The sequence below is a fragment of the Polynucleobacter sp. HIN11 genome (assembly GCF_030297675.1).
Classification (GTDB): Bacteria; Pseudomonadota; Gammaproteobacteria; order Burkholderiales; family Burkholderiaceae; genus Polynucleobacter.
Genome location: NZ_AP028142.1, coordinates 1,568,942 through 1,589,956, shown reverse-complemented (window position 1 = coordinate 1,589,956; position 21,015 = coordinate 1,568,942). Strand labels below are relative to the sequence as shown.

Below are 21,015 nucleotides of genomic sequence, written 5' to 3'. Positions count from 1 at the left end.
AAAAATAATGAAGACCGGTTTATAAATATATTTACGCTTAACCGCTTCATCGCGCTCCCGTCGTGTTTTTGGATCCATAACAAACTATTTTTTGGGTTTAGTCGAGAAGGCACCAAATAAAATTAAGATAGCAATCACGATACCAATGAGGTCTTTATCCCGAATGTACATGTAAAAGCCCAGGCCAAGGGCAATAAAGCCAAAGATCATCCACCATGTTCTTGAAATCATCGAGATACCTTACCAATAAACAGTCCAAAAACAAAGCCCCCAGACAAGCTGAGGGCAGAATTTGGTGGCGAATCAGGGATTTGAACCCCGGACCTGCGGATTATGATTCCGTCGCTCTAACCAGCTGAGCTAATTCGCCGAACTGAGAATTGTAGCAAATTGACTGTGGTGCTGTGTGAATGTGCCAGCTGTGGCTGACTCTAACTGATGGCTCAAACCGTTGTGGCTACGGGCTTTAATCCTGTTTTAGGGTGTCTAAATCTGTTTAATCGTAGTGATGGGTGCAGTCGCACGTGCTAATGACTGCTGCGCACGTGCGATGCGCTGTCGCTTACGTTCTGCTTGCAGCGCACGATTGACACTGTTTTTTTGCTGCTGCAATGACCTAATGCGAGCTTGTGCGGGCGTCTGTGGTTTCGTTGGAGCGACGGAATGATGATTGGAAATCTCAAAAAAGCGCATACAACTATTTAACCCGTATGCACTTATCGCTATTCACTGTGTCGTTTCAACACGACGCACACATTAGGATTTACGAAAGCCACTGCGCAAATGATTGCCCGCATTCTCAATCTGTGTATCCAATTCTCCCGCTTCTACTGCTTGCTTTACGGTCTCTAATGCTTTAATCAGTGCCTGTGCATTCTCCACTTCAATACTGTGTTTGCCTTTTGCTAACTCAATGACTTGCGTGCCGTAGCGAATGCTCACACAAACCTTACCCGCATCGTTTCTAAACCACCACTCGCGTATGCGTTTATTCACTTCAACACTTTTACGCAGTCCCGTTTCGCTGTCTTTAATACTTCTAAACTTCTTTACCGTAAATGCAGTGCCCTCAATTTGACTTTTAGCCAGTTGGATTTGCTCCCACAATTTGGCTATCAATTTATTGCGACGAATCACCACTGCACTTAAATGCGCAGGTTTTTTAGCAGCAGACAGTTTTAGTGAAGTTAATGTGCTCATATGCGTTTCTCCTAATCAATGCAATACGCACACTGTAGTTTCAATAAAGCGCAATTCCTACCAATTTTTAGGTGGTTTTTAGCGTGTTTTTAACGCTATCCCACATACGCACCTAAATAAGCTAATAAAAGCCTAATAAAAGCTTAAAAACAGCCTATTTTTAATAGATTTAGGCATATGCAGCACTACGCAAATAGGGCAAAAATAGCAGAAATGTCGTTTAAAACGACGCTTTCTAAGTAGCTGATTTATATAAGAAAAATAGAAAATTTTAGGCTTTTATTAGGTATTGCTAAATAAATGTATGAATACAGCAGACTTTAAAACCCTTAAAAATGAGCAAAAAACAGCACAGTGGCTATTAGCGAATGGCATTAGCACTGCACAGTTTGAAAAAACGGACATATGGCTATTACAAGCGCAAAAGACAGCGTTTTACTTACTAAAGCACAAAATTGAGCTCTTAAGTGAGACGCAAAAAGACGTATTAATGGACTTTTACTATTGCGCCAATCACAGTCAAAAGCGCAGCAGTATTACGAAGCGCCAAACGTATGAAGTAATGAATTTAGGCAAAAAGCTAAAACGAGCAGAATTTAAGGCAAATCGACACATTAAGAAAGCACGTAGAAAAATTAAGGCAAATCGACAAGCACCTAAATAAACACAGTAAGAAAAATAGGCAAAGATAGGCAAATACCGCAGATAAGTCGCTGCGCTAAAAAAGGACAAAAACGCAGATTGGAATATGACGGCTAATGCGTCTGTGCTCTGTGATTTGTTGCTGTAATAGCAAATCACACAATAGAGTAAGTGCCGCACAGTAGCTCACAATGCAAATCAATGCAGAAGTGAGTTGTAAGTTTTAATACGATTGTCTTACGTAAAACTGTATTACAGGACTATGCGACGGAACCAGTAGTGGTGAAGTTTATTAGTAAGGACGACTAAACGAATACTTTAAAGAGTATGCGTATAGCCGTTCTTTGCTCAAAAACCAGTGTAATCATTAAAATCAATATTGCTTTATTTCTCTTTATTACTTCTCATTGAAGTAATCAAATAAGTAATCCATCAAACAAACGAAATAAGAAAAAAGAAAAGAAAGAAAGATGTGCTGAACAAAAGCGAAGCTTTTGTGAAAGCACAAGCAAACGTAGTTTGCTTCATTACTCATCAAGCACTACGCTTACAAAACCACTACGTAAATACGTCAAAAACGTCAAATAAGCACGTTTTAGCTAACTTCACGTGTCTTTGTATTAATGACACAGAACACTATGCAGCGAAGCTAAAAAATACTCTGCTGTATATGTGGCATTTTGACTACAAAAATGAAGTAATCAATACGTGCTGCACTAAATAAACCAATATAAGGAAATAGCAATTTTGTTATATCTGTAATGCGACTGCTGCTATCTCATTGTTTTGTGGAAAGAAATTAATAGCATAAAAAACAGATAAAAAGAGGTAGGAAATAACAAACAAAGAATACATAGTATTACTTACGTAATGCTTAGATTTAGAGGAGAAAACCGCAATGAGTAAGCAAGCAAAGACGCTGACGCAAACGGAACTACGACGCGTATTGGATTACGTCGCCACTCGCAAACACGCAGCACGTAATCGCGCCATCATAATGACCACATTTTTAAGTGGAATGCGTGTGGGAGAAGTAGCGAGTCTTACATACAGCGATGTAATTGATAGCAGTGGCGTAATCAAAGCAGAGATACGACTTACTGCAGCACAAACGAAGGGCAATCACGCTCGTATTGTGTTTGTGAATGAACGTTTGCGTAAAGAGTTAGAGCTGTATTGACGCAGTTATATTCCTACCAATCTCAATCAAAGGCTGTTTTACAGTCAGAAAGCCAATAGCAATGGCTTTAGTGCCAATACCTTAACGCAGTTCTTCCACTATCTGTATAAGCGTGTGGGCATTGACGGCGCGAGCTCACACAGTGGCAGACGCACGTTTATTACGAATTTAGCAAATAAGGGCATAGGTGTGCGTGTGCTAATGAGCTTAGCAGGGCATCGCAGTATTACGACAACACAGGCGTATATTGACGTCAATGACGAGATGAAGCGAAGGGCAGTGGAGTTGGTTTAGATTACTTTTTATCTAAGTAAGTTAAAATTTTTTCAGATAAATGAATAAAGATATTGCCAAATATCAATAAAAAAGAACCAATAGCATAGAATAATGATAGCAATAGATGAAGAAGCGCTTTTTTAAGCATATTAATTAAAATCTACTGCTTTGCGCAGTATTGCGAAACCCACTTCACAATCACACGCTTTACGCCTTCATAACTTAATGGGTCAGGTTGCTTCTGATTATTTGTAGGCTGAGGAATAACATTCTCAATCAATGCATTCGCAGAATTTGAGACAATATTTTTAGTAGGACTGCAGATATTTTGAAAAATAAGAGTCAGCACAACAAAGCAAATAGCTAAGATTGAAATCATTACGATTAAAGAATTACGTTGCATCGTTATAAATTTGGCAGTTTCTTTAAATCAACCTGAATCGTTGCGCCGTATTGCTCACTAAGTCCAATAACAGAGCGTATTGGTAAATTCTTTCCTTCCGAAAACCAAATTTCAAACGTATTGGTATCGTCTTTAGACGTTGTCTTATAAAAGCGTGTCGCTTTAATTTTTTTACCGTCGATTGGAAACTCCCAAACCTCTGCGGGTATAAGGGTATAGCGTTTTACTGAACGTGCATCACTTACTTGATAAGTGATTGGTTTGGTAGGAAGAGGGCGACCGATAAACTGATAGCCCACATTCACTAAATCAATAAGCTGTCCTTCTAACACAGTGGAATTAATAGGATTGCGAAAAGAAGCTTTAAAAAAAGTAATTGATTTTTTAGGAGGTTCATAACGACTAATTAATAAATCCGTATTGCCGCGCTTTTCCTGATAGACAGAAGAGAGCAGCCCATTTGCGTTAATAGTGCCAATTGATTCTCTAACTAAACGCTGTCCTCCGAGTGCAGTTGATAGACCTGCAATTAGATTTCCAATCGATGTTATTTGATAGGAGCTTTGTGTAAATTTAACGTCATCTACAACATTCGCAACCTGAACTGTTCCTGTAAGCACAGTAAAGACTCTTTCATAAGCACTTGGTTGTTCGTTATTTTTCTTTAAGTAAGCTGCACGCTTATTTGCATCAACGCTAAGCTTTAAGTCATATTCAAATTTAGCTACAAAATTAGTAGGTTGTGTTTGAGAGTATGCAGAATATGAAAACAGAAAAAATAGTAAAGCTGAAAAGAAACGCTTTATTGACACAGACATAATTTAGAAAAATTTAGATTTCAGTCTAAGTGCTATGCTGAACATAAAGCCAAACATTAGCCCAGCGAATAAACCAATACCTAAATACTTAATATATTTAGGACTCGAAACATCAATCTCACCAATTTGACGTAATCCATATAGGTTATCGGTTTCAATTGATTTCAAATCAACTCTAATCGATTCTGCTGCATTAACTTGAATAGTATTAGAGGGTGGAATTGACTTTTGGATTCCCTCAATAACAGCTAATAGCGTATCAATTAATTGTTTTGGGTCAAAAGTTTCCGTCAATATCTTCTTACCACTATCTGCAAAGCTTGAATAGACTTTAACTTGCAACTCTTCATCCCTAAGTCGTGCTAATTGTTCCTGTATTCCATTTAAATCTGTAGTTGCTGCGATAATTTGAGTCGATATTGGAAGATACTTTGCTCCACTATCTTTTGCATCGACTACTTGACTGCCTGCATTGATAGCATTTGGGAATTGATTTCTAAGTGAATTTAGATTTTTAATTCTTTTTTCTAAATAAACAGATTCAATTTCTAAAGCGGACACTTTCTTCTGTGCATTGCTAACGACAGAAATTGATCTCAAATCGTAGTTGCGAATAAGATCACGCAATTGAAGGTAAGAAGAGCCATTTATAAAAAAATTACTGATTGTTTCTGCATTTTTAATTGCTACAGCTTTAGAAGTGCCATAACCGACGATTTCAATAGTTGGAATGCTATTGGAGGCTTTGGTGAGTGCTGAAACATCTAATAAATCTTTTCCATCTGATTTTTTTATTAGGATATTTGGTTTAACTGAAGATTCCCAAACTTTTTCACTTTTTAAAAAATCATTCTTAGCATCATTTTTTTCAGTTTCTTCATAAAGTTTGGGCAGAGATACTTGTAGCGATTTTAATCTCGGGATATCTATTCCACTGTAATTTGTGTAAATTAACTTAGCTTCATATTTTCCAAATGTGAAGCTAAAAATTAGTGCAATTCCAATTCCTATTAAGCCCGAAATAGAAATTTTCCAAAACTCTTCTTTAATAAATTTAGCAATATCTTCAATGCTAATTTCATCTGCTTGCGTTGTTTGTGTTTCTTGTGTTTGCATATTAATTACTGCTAACAAAGAGTGGAAATACTAATTGGCAAAGATACAAAACTGCGAAAAATGCTAATAGTGCATTAGTCAGTTTTAAGCTTTTGCTAATTTTTTGAAGAAAGCGAGTTTTGTAATACAAAAGCTCTTTTTCTGAATATTCATTGTTATCCATAGCGCACTATTGTTGCTTTTTGTAATTAAATTTACAAATGAACAAATAGCAAAAACAAATGTTTAATTTAAATGTTTTTAGAATTGCAAATATTTAAAAGGAATCTTATAGTTATAAAAAACATAATTACTAATTAGTTTTGTGGATAAAGAAACTGAAATTATTTCGAAGCTCTTTTTATTGCGAGGCTGCGATAAAAAGTTATTGCCTATTGCTAATTCATTAGTAGCATATGACTTACTATTGCAGATAGTAATTGCATATAAAACAAATCAAAGCATTACTGTTAAGTCTTTGTTCTCCTCTTTGCCGCATAGCTACACTGCCATTCGGCATCATTACAAACGCCTATTAAAAGAAGAGTGGATTAAACATCGCAGTGATGATATAGATGCGCGAGTGAAATACATCGAGCCCACCGATAAATTAATTAAGGTGATTTCGGGTTTTACGCAATATGCGGATACGGTTTTAAATTCCCCCCCCCCCCCCCCCCCCCCCAACTTGGGTCGCAATAAGTGAATAAAAAGTCGTTTCAAAACGATATTTAAGCCAATCGCTCCGCACTCATCATCGCAGTTAGTTTGCTGTAGTGCTTTTCAATCATTACCACGCTGGTTCCCATTTGTTTGGCTAACGTATGAATATCAATTCCTTTTGCTAACGCTTCCGTTGCATAGGTATGTCGTAAGCTGTATAAGGTTCGATTCTGTCCCGCAGCATTCTTTAGTAAGCCACTTTTGATCATTAAGTGGCGAAAGATGTTTTCGAGTAGGTGAGGCATCTCGCCTGTGGGTAGCGTAAAGATGCGTCTATCCAACTTTGCTTTAATCACTTCATCTAATGTGCGATACGGTAATTGTTGCCACTTAAGCAGCTCTTCTAATACGCTAATGACATCGTGTTTTGCAATTAGATAACGTGCTCCTGTTTTACCACTTACCCATATACGCAAATAACGCTTACTACCGATATAGTGCCACTGTAAGTGTTTCCACCGTAGTGGCATCGATTCGGTGCTGTGGCGCACACCAGTATTCACTAAAAACTTTATATATGCCGTGCATAAGATACGTGCTGCTTCAGAGTCTTTGTGGATTACATCCTTTTGCCACAGTGGCATATAGACATACAGTTGCGCTATCTCTTCACTATTAAACGCAGGACGTGGTTCGCTCTTTGCACCACTAATGTCTAATTGGGCAATGACTTTATTCACTGATACATAACCACGCTTACGTGCAATCTGCACAATGTGATTAAATGCCATTGCGTGATGTTTCTTCGTAATCGCTTTTGCATCTTTCCCCATTTCTGCTAAACGCCACGCACTAAATTCGGCAACCACTTCATCATTAATGTCAGCAACTGCATAGCTGCCAAAAAACGGAATGAGATATTTTTCCAAAATAAACAAATAGTCTTTGTATTTGCGCTCACTCTGTCGTGTGGTCGCCACTCGTGCTAAGCGTGTAATTTCTTCACGTGCAATTTGCCCAAATGTTTTCGTGTGAATCGCTAAACCCGCATCCACTTTCAGTTTGACAGTCTCATATAACAGTATTGCTTGTTGTTTTGCTGCGCTTAAATCAGTAGTAGCACAGCTCGCACTGTGCCATTTGCCATTACTGAGTTTAAAGCGACATTGCCACTGTGCAGACTGCGAACGCTTATAAACAGTGAGTTTGCCGTCAAAGAGTTTTAGAGATGAGGGTATTTTTTTGGTGGCTGTGGTGAAAATAAACCGAAGGTCTTTCATACACAGCGTAGTGTGCTGTCGTTAGAAATTTTCTGCGACGATTAACCGCTACATCGTTGTCAAAATCTCACACGATGTTCTGCGAACGCTACTGCGAATGTGTTTTAGATTAGTGAGTGCCGTGTTGAGTGGTGCGAATCGAACAACATAGTGAGCGTATGCTTAAACCAATGTTGTAAAACTGTTTTATTACTCAAAATCATCGTTATGATTCCGTCGCTCTAACCAGCTGAGCTAATTCGCCAAACTAAGGATTGTAGCAAATTGACTGTGGTGCTGTGTGAATGTGCCAGCTGTGGCTGACTCTGTCTGATGGCTCAAACCGTTGTGGCTGCGGTGCTAAATCCTGCTTGGGAAATGTCATTTAAAACGACAGTCTAGAGTTAGAGTCAGGCGTGCTCAGCCATGGTCGATCCCGCCACGTGTTACCAAGAATCACAATTGCTCACTTATTTAGCTATTTTCTTTTAGTTCAGCGGATTGATTGATCCATTGACAAAACGTACGTTTTTACGTACTATGCTGGAAAGGAGTTAAATCATGACCACATTAACCGCAAGTGAAGCGCGAGCAGGTTTATATCGCTTAATTGATCAAACTGCAGAAACACATAAGCCAGTGCTTATTTCAGGCAAGCGCAGTAATGCCGTTTTAATTTCTGAAGAAGATTGGAGTGCCATTCAGGAAACGCTGTATCTATTAGCTATCCCAGGAATGCGCGAGTCCATTAAAGAATCCATGGCTGAGCCTTTGGCTAAGAGCAAAAGGACATTGAAGTGGTAGCTTGGAATTTGGCCTATTCCAAGTTTGCCCTTAAAGACGCTAAAAAACTCTCAGCTGCTGGATTAAGAGATAAAGCCCAGAATTTATTGGATCTATTAGCAGTAGATCCGTTTCAAAATCCGCCGCCATACGAAAAGTTGGTGGGGGATTTAAGGGGTGCTTATTCTCGCAGAATCAATATTCAACATCGTTTAGTTTACGAGGTTTTTCGTAAAGAAAAGACTGTTCGTATTTTGAGGATGTGGACCCACTACGATTAATTTATCGTTTAAAACGACTGAGAATTTTCCCGAAACTTCGAGCTGATGATTCCGTCGCTCTAACCAGCTGAGCTAATTCCCAGAATTGTGAATCCTGCAACTAATATAAGTGCGACATTAACTGGCGGCCATTCCTGGAATTAGAAGCGCTTTACTAGACTCAAGGCAATCGCAGGGGCTGTTTTGTAATTGGTGCTGAGTACAGTATTACCATTTGGATCAATTGCTGAAACGCTACCACCGACATTAGCGATCGTATAGAGATCTAGTAAAGTGGTTCGATCAAATGCATATGAGAATCGCGCAAAAATGGGAACAAATTTGTTTTGTCCGACGCCGCCAGCATAGGCGCTGGAGTTGCTCAGACGAAAGCGGTAACTTCGATAAGCCGCACCGCCTGATATCTTAAATTGGGGTGTGACCGCATAACTCAATTCAAGGCCTGCGCCACCAGCAGGGCCGCCAGGAAATGGATTGTTAAGATTCCAGCGGTCGGTAATTTTCCAATCAATCACAATGAAAGGAAAAATACGATTGGTATCTATTTGTCGAAAGACTCCAGTACCTAAACCAAGATTGAGAGTGGGCGAAAGTTGCTTGGAAGCATTCACAATCGTGCCATAGGTTAAAGAGTTACCAAGCTCAGCACCTTGTTCGGCATTTGACTCAATGGTAGGAATTAAATTGAGCTTCCAATCCGAATCAAATTTATGGGAGTAAATAAAACTCACCCCAGGGCTTTGAATGGTGCCCCAAGGATTTTTGCCTCCCAAGTTATAGTCCTGCATATTGCTCCAGTTCCAAAACTCGGTTTCATAGCGTAATGACACACCAACTGTAGTGACTGGAGAGACATTGTTTAGAAGTCCGAGTGATGCGCTGGCATACGACCATCCAAAGCTACCCCCAGAATTTAGATTGGTATTAAATTGATTAATGCCAACTGCACTGACAGACGCTTTCAGTCCAGGACTTTGAGAAATCCCAGTGGGTTGAGCTAAGGAGAGAGGGGCATATCCACTAAAGACGACAAAACTAGCAAAGAGGACTAGGTATCTGAGCATTTATAGATGTCTTATTTAAAAGTCCATTTGGCCCATGTAAAAAGAACATTCCCAAAACCATCGCCACCGGGCACAAAGGAAGTTTGAAGACTGAGATTTTTATAGCCCAGTGAGCCGACAGGGAGCAATCCAGGGAAAGGGATGTAATTAAAAATATCTTGCCGCGACATCATAAATACCGTTGCTCCTGCGCCGACTCTCCAATTTCCATTGGCAGACAAGTTCCAGGTTGGGATCCAACCATATCCAGCCATGTATTGATAAACGCCATGAGAGTCTCTGAAGGTCATGGCATAGAGCCCCTCCCAATTACCACGATTGTTATATAGACCCTTCCCAATCCCAAGTCCTAGTGGGATATCGGTGTACTGATCTAACTTCTCTGGAGGATAGGCATAGGGCATATGGTAGGTATACAAAGGCAAATACCCGACCACATCACCTTGGGTCCAAATGGTTTCAACCTTGGATTTGACCGAATCTTTGAAAGATGTGTTCGCATCTACCAAAGTGATCATGCCCAACTGAAGAAATAGGAACAAAAGAAATCGCATTCGGAATTAATCTTTATCACCAATGTTCACCACACTAGTTAAGCATGAATTCACGGTTAGGGTAGCCCTAATGATGTAGGGGCTTTAGTTATGGGGCTTGATATCCTAAGGAACGCAGTATTTCTTTGGTTTTAGGCGATTGCATAAACTCATAGAGCCGTATTGCATCTGGGGTGGGATTTTTAATTAGCACCATCCGTTGTTTAATGGACTGATAGCCTTCGGTTAGCTCAACAGAGGAGATCTGTTTGGCAACAGATGGTGATCTAGCAATCGAGAGGGCGGTAAAGCCGATATCAGCAGACCCCGTCGTTACAAACATCGCTGCCATGGCAATATTGTCGGCATATACAATCTTCGAGTTTGCCAACTCCCATAAATTACTAGCTTTTAAATAATCAATACTTGCACGTCCATAGGGTGCAAGTTCGGGCTTTGCTAGAGCAACCTTATTAGCCCTCTTGATGGCATCTGTAATTTTCTCTTTAGAGTTATCCAGAGCAATTCCTTTGCCTTTATTGGCAATCAGCGCTAATTTGCCAATCGCATAAATAGTGCCCTCATTGACCGTTTTCCCCTTTTTAAATAGCTCAAGAGGATATTGCTCGTCTGCAGAAATAAATAGGTGAAACGGGGCGCCGTTCATAATTTGTGAAGCAAAGTTTCCGGAAGAGCCATAGATGACCTTTAACTCACCCTTGTTCTCCTGCTGGAACTGATTCTGGATCTCAATAAATGCGTCTTTCATATTGGCTGCCACGACGACAAAGGTTGCTTGAGCATGTGCAAGCCCAGCAATTAGCGAACAAGAAAGAATTAGTAGGAGTTTTGGAATCATGAAGTCAGTTGCCGAATTTTGAAGAGCAAGGTGAGGTTGGTCTCAATTGCCAATATTTGTTGGATTAAAGTGGCTCGCATTTTCAGATCAGTATCGCCAATCAAATGATTACGGTGGCACTGATACAACTTGAAAAACATATCCTCGGTGAGCCCAAATTGTTCCCAATCGAACATCATATTGAGTTGTGCCTCGCGTAATGCCTTTTGGACAGACCCAGAATCGGGATGTTTGGATTGACTCAAGATGTGGTCTGAGTTTTTAAATAGAGTCACTTTGAGTTCTTCAAAGCGGCGCTTGATGGCTTCATGACGAGTTCGTTCATCCTCTTCCATATCGGCAAATAGCAGGCGCGTAAATGCTTCAATCTCTCGATACTTTGCTTCCAAAGCATCGATCTTGGTAGACGTTTGTAAATCGACCTCTTCTAAAAACATCGAATCATTACCCGAGTTGCTTTACAAAGCGGCCATCTTCCATCTCTGCTTTGGGTCGAACCCATAAGGTTTGGTTGCGAAGCGCCTCATAAATGTATACATCATCAAGATTAGCTTCTATCTTTCCTAAGCCAATCACACGATAGAGTCCACCTGACTTGAGATGAATTAATTGGTCACCTGCCTGAAACTTTGCCGTAGATGTCATCAGAAATTTATATGGATAGCCTATAAAATCCACACTTTACATGGAACTTAACAAAGGTTGGCAATGAATTTATTCACCCCCGTCACGCTTGGCTTACTCTCCCTTGAAAACCGAATCTTAATGGCACCACTAACCCGGATGCGTGCGGGTGATGACGGCGTACCAGGACCATTGGCAGCCGAGTACTATGCGCAACGTGCTTCTGCTGGCCTCATCATTAGTGAAGCAACACAAATCTCACCATTGGGTAAAGGCTATCCTGCAACCCCCGGTATTTACAGTGATGCGCAGGTGGCTGCGTGGCGGACAGTGACTGATGCAGTGCATGCGCGGGGTGGCAAAATTGTTTTGCAGTTATGGCATGTTGGGCGCATCTCCCATTCCTCACTTCATCCGGATGAAGGCTTGCCAGTTGCTCCCTCAGCCATTCAACCCGCAGGCAAAGTCTATACCGCATCTTGGTCCTTGGACGAGTATGAAACCCCAAGAGCATTAACCCTCGAAGAGATTGGGCGGTTGAAGGCTGATTATGTGCATGCTGCCGAACAGGCTAAAGCCGCTGGGTTCGATGGCGTCGAGTTGCATGCGGCCAATGGTTATTTGTTAGATCAGTTTCTACAAGATCGTACGAATCAGCGAACTGATGCATATGGCGGCTCGATAGCCAATCGCTGTAAATTAGTGCTGGAAATACTAGAGGCCATTATTCCTATTTGGGGTAGTGGTCGTGTCGGAATCCGTTTATCGCCTTATGGCACATTCAATGATATTGCTGATTCTGATCCGAAAGGTTTGTTTGCCTATTTGATTAACGAACTCAATCGATTCAATCTATCGTATCTGCATCTAATTGAGCCGCGCGCAACGACTGCCGGGGGCAATGATCAGCTGGTGGCTGATGCGCCACGTACAGGCCAACTATTTCGTTCCTTATTTACGGGTAAGGTAGTGTTGGCTGGAGGCTTTGACCAAGCCAGCGCTGAGAAAGCAATTGCTGATGGCGAGGCCGATGCGATTGCATTTGGCAGACTGTTTATTGCCAATCCCGATTTGCCAAAACGCTTTGAGTTAAACGCTCCATTAAACCCCTATCAGCGCGCCACATTCTATGGCGGCAATGAAAAGGGTTACACCGATTATCCAGCGCTATAAGTCCATTCATTACAATGGAGGGATTGATTCTTATATGCGAACCCCCGAATAGTTATGGCCACCTACCAAACAGAGCGTGTGCTCTCTGTCAAGCACTGGAACGAAAGTTTATTTAGCTTTACAACGACCCGTAATCGTGGACTACGTTTTCGTAACGGCCATTTTTTAATGATCGGCCTTGAAGTGGATGGTAAGCCATTGGCTCGTGCCTATAGTGTGGTGAGTCCGAACTATGAGGAGCATTTGGAGTTCTTTAGCATCAAAGTACCCAATGGCCCATTGACCTCGCGGCTTCAGCATATTCAGGTGGGCGACCCCATTCTTGTGAGCGAGAAATCCGTTGGCACCCTTGTGATTGATGATCTCAACCCGGGAAAGCATTTGTATCTATTTAGTACTGGAACCGGCTTAGCTCCATTTCTGAGTATTATTCGTGATCCAGATACCTATGAGCGGTTTGAGAAAATTGTTTTGGTCCACGGCGTTCGCGTAGTGAGTGAGCTTGCCTATCAGGACTACCTTACAAACGAATTGCCCAATGATGAGTTTTTGGGGGAGTTGGTACGCAATCAACTCATTTATTACCCCACGGTGACACGCGAAGCCTATTCCCATACGGGTCGTTTAACTACCGCGATTGAATCTGGAAAATTGTTTACCGATATTGGATTGCCACCACTTGATCCGGCGGTGGATCGCGCCATGATCTGTGGCAGCCCTGCAATGCTGAAAGAAACCAGCGAGTTATTGGATCAACGGGGCTTTAAAGTTTCTCCATCCTCTGGAGAGCTGGGTGACTATGTCTTCGAGCGGGCTTTTGTCGAGAAGTAGTCCAAAAAAGAAGCCCCTTGCGGGGCTTAAATTCAAAGGAAATAAATCAGCCTTCATTTAATAGCAAGGTTGTCAATTTCACTATACAGATTTATCAGTAATTAAAAACCCTAGGTTGGGCTCTGTGATTTTGCTGATAAACCACTAGAATTCAGTGATCATGCGCATTGAAGATACTGATCCAGCCCGGCATAACGCCATTGAGTACCCCATGGAAGTGGGCGCACCGAAATTTGCGCCGGTTCCCATTCGTGAGGAAAAAGACAAAGCTATCAATATTGCTAGGGCGCATGCAAATCAAGAATATGAGCGCATCATGGAGCAGGCCGCAGTATTGATGCGTCAAGCGAAAGCGCTACAAGCACGTTTAGATGCAACCGAAATGGTTCATGCGGCTAAGTTTAGTTTTAGCCCAGTCTATGGCAAAAAATATTATTTGTATCAGGATGAGAGCGTCGGTTCCTATCGTTTAGTTCAAAACGCTCCCAGCGAGTGGAGTTGTGGTGTTCCAGCAGGCTGGTCTTTTTGCCAGGTAGTTCGTAAGTTGGGCGACAGTACCTGGGAAGTGGTGGAAGACTAAATCAATGAGGTGAAGAAATGAAAAAGTCGGATAGCCGTTGTTGTGGATCCGGTGTTTGCATTATTAATGACGCCGGAGAGTGTTGGTGTGGCCAAAAGTGGGATGGTGAAAAAATGGTGCATATGCCATTAAATCTTGACGCACCCCAAGACGAGGCCATGCAAGTCAAGTTTGAAAGCAAAAATGATCAGGCTTGATTAATTCCCCTGACGCTTTTTGTGCAGATAGGCGATGGTTCGAAAGTGAGCATACGCCATTACAACGGCCAAAATAGCAACAGAGTACTTGAGGGGAATCCGAAAGAGCATCTCTAGGAGTAGGGCAAAGAAAAATGCCCATGCCATCATGCTCAGATACGAGATGGCAATAAAAAAATCCCTTAACTTTGATTGATCTAAAAGTCGTGAATACACCATACCGATGGGTATTAACGCAATTAATAGATACAAAACCATTCGCATTGGGGCCCTCTTCTTTTGGGAAGAGTGTAAACAGTTTTATCTTATGAGGAAATATTGACAGGGGCTAGAGTGCTTACCTGTTGATTTGTCTCTGATGACATGGGTATCAACGGGCAGTTTTGATGAGAGTCACAGCCATGCTTCGCAGCGCAGACGGCGGCCGATTGCTTGGGGTCTATACGGGCACCGGTTTGTTCACAAAATAATATAAGTCGCATTTTTACCTCGAGTTGATCGCAGTCTAGCAAGAGGCGGGCGGGGCAGTTTGCGCTAGATCAAAAAGTCAGGTGGTTTTAGTAAAGTGAAGGTTTATAACGTTGAGATCTCGCTAATGCCAACACTAAGCTCCCTAACCGGCCCCTTTTCATTTATAGGGTTACTGCTTCTGTCGAACGTGTTTATGACCTTTGCGTGGTATGCCCACCTGAAGGACTTGAGTGCCAAACCCTGGTGGATCGCTGTCTTTGTGAGCTGGGGAATTGCATTTTTTGAATATGTTCTGCAAGTTCCTGCCAATCGAATCGGCTATGAGTATTTTTCCCTAGGTCAGTTAAAAATAGCCCAAGAAGTCATTACTCTTAGCGTATTCATACCATTTGCAGTCTTTTATATGGGTGAGCCATTCAAGACCGATTACCTTTGGGCGGGTCTCTGTTTGCTCGGTGCCGTGTATTTCATGTTCCGGACTTAACAGGCCATTAGGCACTATTCGAATTTCTAAATCACTCTTATACTTATTTATCAATTGTTGGGGGAGCCATGTTCTTAAAAACCATACTCAGTTGCCTTGCCGTCGGAATCACTATTATTGGATTATTACTGTTTTTTCATTCGCAAGATGCAACTGTATTTACCATCGGGATCATTAGTTACTTATTGATCGCCTTATCGTCGAGTATCAAATGCAAGTGCATGAATTCACTTCGTTCGTAATCAACCTTTTGGGAAAGAATATGAAGATTAAATTAGCCATTGGAGTAAGTGCAGTCGTTTTTGGTTTAACTGCCTGTGGTGGCGGTCCCAAAGTAATGACTGAGCGTATGCCCGAGTCTGGATTTTTGCCAAACTACAACGTGCTGCAGGTGGTTGGTAATACACCTAAAGATATTCGGGCATGGCGCTATATCAAGCCAGGTATTCAAGCTTCGAGTTATACCGCGGTCATGATTGATCCTGTTTACTTAAATCAGACCGAGTACACCAAAGAGATTACGCCTGAGGTGATTGCGCAAACCAAGAAAATTTTAGAAGAGGCGATGCGCCAAGCTGTTCAAAGACGATCCGATATTAAGTTAGTCGATAAGCCTGGTCCTGGCGTAGCTCGCGTAGCCGTTGGTATCACCGGTGCTGAGTTATCGGCCGATGGTCTTAAGCCCTGGAACTTTACCCCGATTGGGTTGGCTGCGAATGCGGCCGCATTTGCAACGGGGAACAATTCAAAAACACCTGCTTTGGTCGTTGAAAACCGTGTGACCGATAGCCAAACGAAAGAATTTATTGCGGGCGGCATGGTCGCCGTCCAGGGTGAGCCATTCCGTCTGGGTTCAAGCTCCGTTGGTGCTTTTCAAGATATGACGCGGCGTATCGTCGTGTTTGCAATGGAGTCGCCCTTAAAGCCCCTACCTGGCTCTGCGTTGAAATAATTGAGATACAGCTAGGAATCTTCATGCGTCATTTTGTGATTCAATGTCTGATGGTTTGTGCCGGGTTCCTATCCGGTGCAAGCCTTGCTCAATTACCACCCAGTAAGTCGCAAGGGGATACAACCTTCATCACTGGCGGCATTGGCAGTGACGAGTCTATTGCCATGTTTGCCGCTGCTAAAAAGTGGTCACTACTGATTGAGATGTCAGAGATTGATGGAAGTGGGCGTGGCGTTTGGATTGCGGGTATTAATATCCGCGTACTTAACGCCAAACAACAATCCATCTTAGAGACTGTATGCGATGGACCCTTAATGCTGCTTAATGCCCCACCAGGACAATACACTGTTGAGGCAAGTTATCAGGGTAAATTACTGAAGCGTAGTGTGGTTATCAAAGAAGGCGATCCACAAAAGCTAAGCTTATTCTGGCGCCTTTAGGAAGCTCCCAAAATTGGGGGAAGGAGTTTAGTGAGCGTAGCCCGCTGACTCGTTGCTGATCCAGCCAGGGCAAAACCAATCAGTTCGCCTTTAGTGTTATGGAAAAGTCCCTCGATACCATCATCTAGTTGCTTGATTGACCATGAGCCTGAACCGCCTATCGGTGGAGGGGAAACAATCAAGGGCAATGCAGGCGTTTTAATCATTACCGGCATCGCTGGATAGACTAAGGATGCGTCTTGTCTGGCCAGAACCATGGCCAAGGTACGAGCAGCTTGCATGATTGGCATTACGTACGGAAGTACCTGACCCTCAACTTCTGCGCAATCACCTAAGCTATAGATATTCTGGGCGCTGGTCTCTAGCTGACGATTCACAACAATCCCACGATGAACAATAATTCCCGCTTCTTTAGCCAATTGAATCCTGGGGGCCAGCCCTAAGGCTGACAACACTAAGTCTGCACGGATTATTTGACCATTCGTCAAAATGACTTGAAGTTGATCGCCATCGTGAGATACCGATTGAATACTGGTTCCTAAATGCCAAAGTACGCCAAGACTGGATAGCTGCTGCTCAAGTGCTTGTGCGATGGGTTTTGGCAATAAGCGATTCAAGGCCCGGTCTGCAAGATCAATTATTTCAACCTGATAACCGCCAAGTACCAAATCGTTTGCAAATTCACAACCAATCAAACCCGCGCCGAGAATGACAACTTTTTTCTTACCGTCGAGCTGTTTGCGAAAGTTTGCATATTCATATAAATCATTGACCGACAAAATTGCATCACTAGCGTCCCCATCGATCGGAACGCTAATTTGATCAGCGCCAAGCGCCAGGATCAATTGGCTGTATTCAATATCAACGGATTGACCATCCTTAAGCACAACAGAAATGATTCGATGTGCCGGATCAATCTTCTTAACTGCTGCATGGGCATATAAGGTGAGATGCAATTGCTCAGCCATTTTGGCTGCCGAGCTCGTGACGAGTTGCTCCGCTGATTTTTGACCAGTAATTGCAGTCGATAGCATCGGCTTTGAATAAAAATCACCAGACTCTTTAGTGACTAAAGTGATGGAGTGTTCAGGGTTGAGCTTGCGATACTCACGGATCAGCGTGTAGGCTGCTAAGCCACTACCAATAATGCAAATTGGTTTATCAGAATTTGACATGAAGGTTTAGCGCTTACGAAAGCGAGCCGTAAGTTCTTTCAGAAAGATCCAAAGCGCCGGCAAGCCAGGAATAATAATCATTGCGAGTGCCACGATCGAAAAATTACTTTTCACCCAGGGATGCTCGCCAATCAAATAACCAAGCCCCGTTAAGCTACAGACCCAGATGATGCCACCAATAATGTTGTAGAAGACAAATACAGGGTAGCGCATCTGAGCAACGCCAGCTACAAAGGGCGCAAATGTTCTGACAAATGGCAAAAAGCGCCCAATCACAATGGTGATGGGGCCGTATTTTTCATAAAAGGCATGGGCTTCATCAAAGGCTTTTTTATTAAACCAGCGTGAGTTCTCCCACGAGAAAACTTTGTTACCGACAAACCGCCCAACCGAATAATTGACAGCATCGCCCAAAATGGCTGCGCTGGTGAGTAAGATCATGAGGACTGGAAGGCTAAGGTCGCCTGCAGCGGTTAGAGCTCCGGCAACGAACAATAGGGAATCACCGGGTAGGAATGGCATAACCACCAAACCAGTCTCAATAAAGATAATTGCGAAGAGCAGAACATAGATCCAGGTACCCCATTCACTAGCAATCAGTGCGAGGTTCTTATCAAGATTGAGAAATAAATTGATGAGGTAGGAAAAGTCCAAGATCTGCCTTTACTGTATTGCTCGCATTGTAATGATATTGGCTGATCATTAAAAAGCTCTAGAATGGCAGCATGCAATACATCACAATCGCTATTCAAATCGCCCTCATACTGTGGTTGGTATTTAATATCTACCAGTTTGGGGTTGCTTATCGGATTTGGCGAGAAAATGCGAGCGCTGAATATACTTTTTTGAGTTTCTTGCTCGAGCGCCTTGGAGCGTTAACAAATTCCTTTGTGCATACTTTTGTATACACCACCATTGCCATTGGTGTGGCCTATCTGGCTTACGAGTTTTTTGCGATGGTCACGGAATAAGATCAAGGTGGCCTAAGATCCCACTGAGATCGGATCCGATATATCGTGGCTTTTTGCCTATTTCTTCAAACGGTAGTTCGTAGCGATTGACCCAGTAGGTGTCAAAACCAAACCAGTTGGCGCCGATGATGTCCCAAGCATTACACGATACAAACAGTACCTGATGCAGTGGTACTGAAAAATAGTTCAGAATGAGTTGATAGCTTGCGGGGGTGATCTTAAATTGACGCGCCTCCTCCACCGATATCACTTCATCAAGGTATTGGGACAAGCCGCTCGATTGATTGGCCCAAGACAGCATCTCGTGATTACCGTTTGAGAGGATGCATGTTTTGATACCAGTCGCCTTGAGCTTTTGGAGCACCGTAGCTGACTCTGGAAATGGATCAAGACGTGCATATTGATCCAACAGGGCAGATTCATTCTTAGCGCTTAAGTCTAGTTTTAATTGAGCGCATGCAAATCGCAGAGCTGCAATTGTGATATCCCAAAAAGATTGGTAGTGTTGACTACCTCTCGTATTGGGATCAGCCAATGAAATGAGGCGTGTATATTCGAGTTGCTTATTTCGCCACAGTACGGCAAGAGCTTTTCCCTGACCTGGAAATAATTGCTCTGCTAGCGTGCCGATGGAGTACACATCAAACAAGGTTCCATAGGCATCAAATGCAATCAGCTGATATCGCATCTAAATAAACCGGAAGGCGATAATTGCAACGAGGGTTGGCGGCAGCGCCGCAATAAAAAGATATAAGGCACTAATTGCGCCATCTTCAAAACTGGGCCGCAAAATTGAGTAACCCGCTGGATTGGGCGCGTTGGCGATCACAGTTAAGCCGCCACCCGTAACAGCCCCGGCCACTAATGCATATTTAAACTCATTGGACAAACCATCCACTAACGATCCAAGATAGGTTAGGGCTGCATTATCGGTAATGGCAGTTAAAGCGGTAGCGCCATAATAGACCGTATCGGCATCTAAATTGGCCAGTAAGGGTTGTAGCCACCATTTTTGCTGCCCTCCAAGTACTACTAAACCAGCCAAGAAAAATGCCACCATCAAACTCTCCCTGAAAATCAGTTTGTTTTGGTAGCGCGCGTAGGCCGTTGTGTAGCCAATAAAGAATAAGAAAAGACCCATGAAAATAACCGAGTGGTGAACAAAGACAACCACACCCAGTAAAAAGAGGAGGTGAATCAAAATAACGCCAAAGGGAATGGAATCCAGTCGTTTTTCATTCGGATTGGTTGTCAATCCTGCCAATTCTTTTTTGAATAGAACTGTCAAAATAGTCGAGTTCACTAAAACCGCTAACGAGGATCGCCATCCAAACTCTTGAAGCATGAAAACAATATCCCAATTCCATTTGGCAGCAACCATCAAGATTGGAGGAGCGGCATAGGGGGTTAAGGTGCCGCCAATCGAGACATTAACAAATAAAACACCAAGTGCGCCATACATCAATTTTGGCGAAATCTTTTTGGCGAAATAGTAGTCACGGAGTAGTAAAGCAGCCACAGTCATTGCGGCAGGCTCTGTAATGAAGGATCCCAAAAGAGGGACTAGTGAGAGGGTGACCCAAAAGAAGGAAACCGATTTTTTAATTGGAATTAGCGCTGCTACACGATTGACTAAGAGTAAACAAAATTCAAGTACTGGTTTGCTTGCGGCAATTACCATGATCACAAACACAAACAAAGGCTCTGTGAAATTTAGACTTTCAAGGTATTGAATAGTCGCTTGATTGCCGCTGTAGAAGAAGAAGAAAGTAACCAGCACCATGGCCCAAAAACCAAAGACTGCTTCAACTTCACCCAGCAAATGCCAAACCCCCGCATGATTGGGCTGTTTGTGTGCGAGATGCTCAAAAAATTTTGTTGAGAAGGTATGAATGACTGCCAGTGCAAAAATTGTTGTACTAACAATATTGATCAGGGTTGGCGACATCGACATAGTTGTTTCCTAGAAGTTGACTAAAACAATCAGTAATACCCGCAATACCATCATTGTATTGATATGGAATTCCATAGTCATCATAATGAAATAAACCCTTATCGTTG

General features: G+C 42.4%; 28 protein-coding genes, 1 tRNA gene and 1 pseudogene. 13 read left to right on the top strand and 17 right to left on the bottom strand.

Features of this window, described 5'->3' with window-relative positions; translation table 11 throughout:
• Positions 1-84: 84 nt before the first annotated feature.
• The 4 genes from QUE60_RS08010 to QUE60_RS07995 all read right to left on the bottom strand — a co-directional run bounded on the left by QUE60_RS08010 (position 85) and on the right by QUE60_RS07995 (position 1,200).
• Positions 85-231, bottom strand: a complete 147-nt coding sequence (locus tag QUE60_RS08010; RefSeq protein ID WP_286226676.1) for a hypothetical protein — start codon at positions 229-231, stop codon at positions 85-87.
• Between the two features lie 62 nt (positions 232-293).
• A tRNA-Met gene (locus tag QUE60_RS08005) sits at positions 294-370 on the bottom strand.
• Between the two features lie 116 nt (positions 371-486).
• Positions 487-693 (bottom strand): hypothetical protein, encoded by a 207-nt coding sequence (locus tag QUE60_RS08000; protein WP_286226675.1) that lies wholly within the window; start codon positions 691-693, stop codon positions 487-489.
• Positions 694-756: 63 nt separating this feature from the next.
• On the bottom strand, positions 757-1,200 hold the full coding sequence (locus QUE60_RS07995; RefSeq protein WP_286226674.1) for a DUF6641 family protein: 444 nt from the start codon (positions 1,198-1,200) through the stop codon (positions 757-759).
• A gap of 304 nt (positions 1,201-1,504) precedes the next feature.
• On the opposite strand from QUE60_RS07995, the gene QUE60_RS07990 reads away from it, so the two are divergent.
• Both QUE60_RS07990 and QUE60_RS07985 read left to right on the top strand, forming a co-directional pair.
• Positions 1,505-1,864 (top strand): hypothetical protein, encoded by a 360-nt coding sequence (locus tag QUE60_RS07990; RefSeq protein ID WP_286226673.1) that lies wholly within the window; start codon positions 1,505-1,507, stop codon positions 1,862-1,864.
• 876 nt (positions 1,865-2,740) lie between these two features.
• Positions 2,741-3,316: pseudogene (locus QUE60_RS07985) on the top strand (tyrosine-type recombinase/integrase).
• Between the two features lie 387 nt (positions 3,317-3,703).
• Here the strand turns inward: QUE60_RS07985 and QUE60_RS07980 are convergent.
• The gene (locus QUE60_RS07980) at positions 3,704-4,513 is read right to left on the bottom strand and encodes a hypothetical protein (protein WP_286226672.1); all 810 of its coding nucleotides are present in this window, start codon (positions 4,511-4,513) and stop codon (positions 3,704-3,706) included.
• 9 nt (positions 4,514-4,522) lie between these two features.
• Entirely contained in the window at positions 4,523-5,635 is a 1,113-nt protein-coding gene (locus QUE60_RS07975) for a hypothetical protein (protein ID WP_286226671.1), read from the bottom strand.
• 304 nt (positions 5,636-5,939) lie between these two features.
• Between QUE60_RS07975 and QUE60_RS07970 the strand changes: the two genes are divergently transcribed.
• Positions 5,940-6,320: a helix-turn-helix domain-containing protein gene (locus tag QUE60_RS07970; RefSeq protein WP_286226670.1), complete on the top strand. Its 381-nt coding sequence runs from the start codon at positions 5,940-5,942 to the stop codon at positions 6,318-6,320.
• Positions 6,321-6,345: 25 nt separating this feature from the next.
• On the opposite strand, the gene QUE60_RS07965 is transcribed toward QUE60_RS07970, so the two are convergent.
• Entirely contained in the window at positions 6,346-7,557 is a 1,212-nt protein-coding gene (locus tag QUE60_RS07965) for a tyrosine-type recombinase/integrase (protein ID WP_286226669.1), read from the bottom strand.
• A 540-nt stretch (positions 7,558-8,097) separates the two neighbouring features.
• Between QUE60_RS07965 and QUE60_RS07960 the strand changes: the two genes are divergently transcribed.
• Both QUE60_RS07960 and QUE60_RS07955 read left to right on the top strand, forming a co-directional pair.
• On the top strand, positions 8,098-8,340 hold the full coding sequence (locus QUE60_RS07960; RefSeq protein ID WP_215370129.1) for a type II toxin-antitoxin system Phd/YefM family antitoxin: 243 nt from the start codon (positions 8,098-8,100) through the stop codon (positions 8,338-8,340).
• Positions 8,334-8,600, top strand: a complete 267-nt coding sequence (locus QUE60_RS07955; RefSeq protein ID WP_286226667.1) for a Txe/YoeB family addiction module toxin — start codon at positions 8,334-8,336, stop codon at positions 8,598-8,600. The genes QUE60_RS07960 and QUE60_RS07955 overlap by 7 nt, the downstream gene beginning before the upstream one ends.
• A gap of 140 nt (positions 8,601-8,740) precedes the next feature.
• Here the strand turns inward: QUE60_RS07955 and QUE60_RS07950 are convergent, their stop codons facing one another.
• The 5 genes from QUE60_RS07950 to QUE60_RS07930 all read right to left on the bottom strand — a co-directional run bounded on the left by QUE60_RS07950 (position 8,741) and on the right by QUE60_RS07930 (position 11,701).
• On the bottom strand, positions 8,741-9,664 hold the full coding sequence (locus QUE60_RS07950; RefSeq protein ID WP_286226666.1) for a DUF6268 family outer membrane beta-barrel protein: 924 nt from the start codon (positions 9,662-9,664) through the stop codon (positions 8,741-8,743).
• Positions 9,665-9,675: 11 nt separating this feature from the next.
• The gene (pagP, locus tag QUE60_RS07945; RefSeq protein WP_286226665.1) at positions 9,676-10,182 is read right to left on the bottom strand and encodes a lipid IV(A) palmitoyltransferase PagP; all 507 of its coding nucleotides are present in this window, start codon (positions 10,180-10,182) and stop codon (positions 9,676-9,678) included.
• Positions 10,183-10,306: 124 nt separating this feature from the next.
• Positions 10,307-11,056, bottom strand: coding sequence for a molybdate ABC transporter substrate-binding protein (modA, locus tag QUE60_RS07940; RefSeq protein ID WP_286226664.1), 750 nt, complete (start codon positions 11,054-11,056; stop codon positions 10,307-10,309).
• Positions 11,053-11,493, bottom strand: a complete 441-nt coding sequence (locus QUE60_RS07935) for a hypothetical protein (RefSeq protein ID WP_286226663.1) — start codon at positions 11,491-11,493, stop codon at positions 11,053-11,055. The genes modA and QUE60_RS07935 overlap by 4 nt, the downstream gene beginning before the upstream one ends.
• A 7-nt stretch (positions 11,494-11,500) precedes the next feature.
• Positions 11,501-11,701, bottom strand: a complete 201-nt coding sequence (locus QUE60_RS07930) for a hypothetical protein (RefSeq protein WP_286226662.1) — start codon at positions 11,699-11,701, stop codon at positions 11,501-11,503.
• A 63-nt stretch (positions 11,702-11,764) separates the two neighbouring features.
• Between QUE60_RS07930 and QUE60_RS07925 the strand changes: the two genes are divergently transcribed.
• From QUE60_RS07925 to QUE60_RS07910, 4 genes are all read left to right on the top strand, one after another.
• Positions 11,765-12,853, top strand: coding sequence for an alkene reductase (locus tag QUE60_RS07925; RefSeq protein ID WP_286226661.1), 1,089 nt, complete (start codon positions 11,765-11,767; stop codon positions 12,851-12,853).
• Between the two features lie 54 nt (positions 12,854-12,907).
• Positions 12,908-13,684: a ferredoxin--NADP reductase gene (locus QUE60_RS07920; RefSeq protein ID WP_108509052.1), complete on the top strand. Its 777-nt coding sequence runs from the start codon at positions 12,908-12,910 to the stop codon at positions 13,682-13,684.
• A gap of 160 nt (positions 13,685-13,844) precedes the next feature.
• Entirely contained in the window at positions 13,845-14,264 is a 420-nt protein-coding gene (locus QUE60_RS07915) for a DUF2452 domain-containing protein (RefSeq protein WP_286226660.1), read from the top strand.
• Between the two features lie 17 nt (positions 14,265-14,281).
• A complete protein-coding gene (locus QUE60_RS07910) occupies positions 14,282-14,461 on the top strand; it encodes a hypothetical protein (protein ID WP_286226659.1) in 180 nt (59 codons plus the stop codon).
• Here the strand turns inward: QUE60_RS07910 and QUE60_RS07905 are convergent, their stop codons facing one another.
• The gene (locus QUE60_RS07905) at positions 14,462-14,725 is read right to left on the bottom strand and encodes a hypothetical protein (RefSeq protein WP_286226658.1); all 264 of its coding nucleotides are present in this window, start codon (positions 14,723-14,725) and stop codon (positions 14,462-14,464) included.
• Positions 14,726-15,056: 331 nt separating this feature from the next.
• Here QUE60_RS07905 and QUE60_RS07900 point away from each other — a divergent pair, with 331 nt between their 5' ends.
• From QUE60_RS07900 to QUE60_RS07890, 3 genes are all read left to right on the top strand, one after another.
• A complete protein-coding gene (locus QUE60_RS07900) occupies positions 15,057-15,416 on the top strand; it encodes a DMT family protein (protein ID WP_286226657.1) in 360 nt (119 codons plus the stop codon).
• A gap of 262 nt (positions 15,417-15,678) precedes the next feature.
• Positions 15,679-16,368, top strand: coding sequence for a DUF3313 domain-containing protein (locus tag QUE60_RS07895; protein ID WP_286226656.1), 690 nt, complete (start codon positions 15,679-15,681; stop codon positions 16,366-16,368).
• Between the two features lie 23 nt (positions 16,369-16,391).
• On the top strand, positions 16,392-16,808 hold the full coding sequence (locus QUE60_RS07890) for a carboxypeptidase regulatory-like domain-containing protein (protein WP_286226655.1): 417 nt from the start codon (positions 16,392-16,394) through the stop codon (positions 16,806-16,808).
• Here the strand turns inward: QUE60_RS07890 and QUE60_RS07885 are convergent.
• Together QUE60_RS07885 and QUE60_RS07880 are read right to left on the bottom strand one after the other, a co-directional pair.
• Positions 16,805-17,983, bottom strand: coding sequence for an FAD-dependent oxidoreductase (locus QUE60_RS07885; protein ID WP_286226654.1), 1,179 nt, complete (start codon positions 17,981-17,983; stop codon positions 16,805-16,807). The genes QUE60_RS07890 and QUE60_RS07885 overlap by 4 nt on opposite strands.
• Before the next feature lie 6 nt (positions 17,984-17,989).
• Positions 17,990-18,637, bottom strand: coding sequence for a VTT domain-containing protein (locus tag QUE60_RS07880; RefSeq protein WP_458574788.1), 648 nt, complete (start codon positions 18,635-18,637; stop codon positions 17,990-17,992).
• A 71-nt stretch (positions 18,638-18,708) separates the two neighbouring features.
• On the opposite strand from QUE60_RS07880, the gene QUE60_RS07875 reads away from it, so the two are divergent.
• Positions 18,709-18,954 (top strand): hypothetical protein, encoded by a 246-nt coding sequence (locus QUE60_RS07875; protein ID WP_286226652.1) that lies wholly within the window; start codon positions 18,709-18,711, stop codon positions 18,952-18,954.
• On the opposite strand, the gene QUE60_RS07870 is transcribed toward QUE60_RS07875, so the two are convergent.
• Complete coding sequence (locus tag QUE60_RS07870) at positions 18,944-19,642, bottom strand: haloacid dehalogenase type II (protein WP_286226651.1); 699 nt, start codon at positions 19,640-19,642, stop codon at positions 18,944-18,946. The two genes, QUE60_RS07875 and QUE60_RS07870, sit on opposite strands and share 11 nt — an antisense overlap.
• Positions 19,643-20,908: a putative Na+/H+ antiporter gene (locus tag QUE60_RS07865; protein ID WP_286226650.1), complete on the bottom strand. Its 1,266-nt coding sequence runs from the start codon at positions 20,906-20,908 to the stop codon at positions 19,643-19,645.
• Positions 20,909-21,015 lie beyond the last annotated feature (107 nt).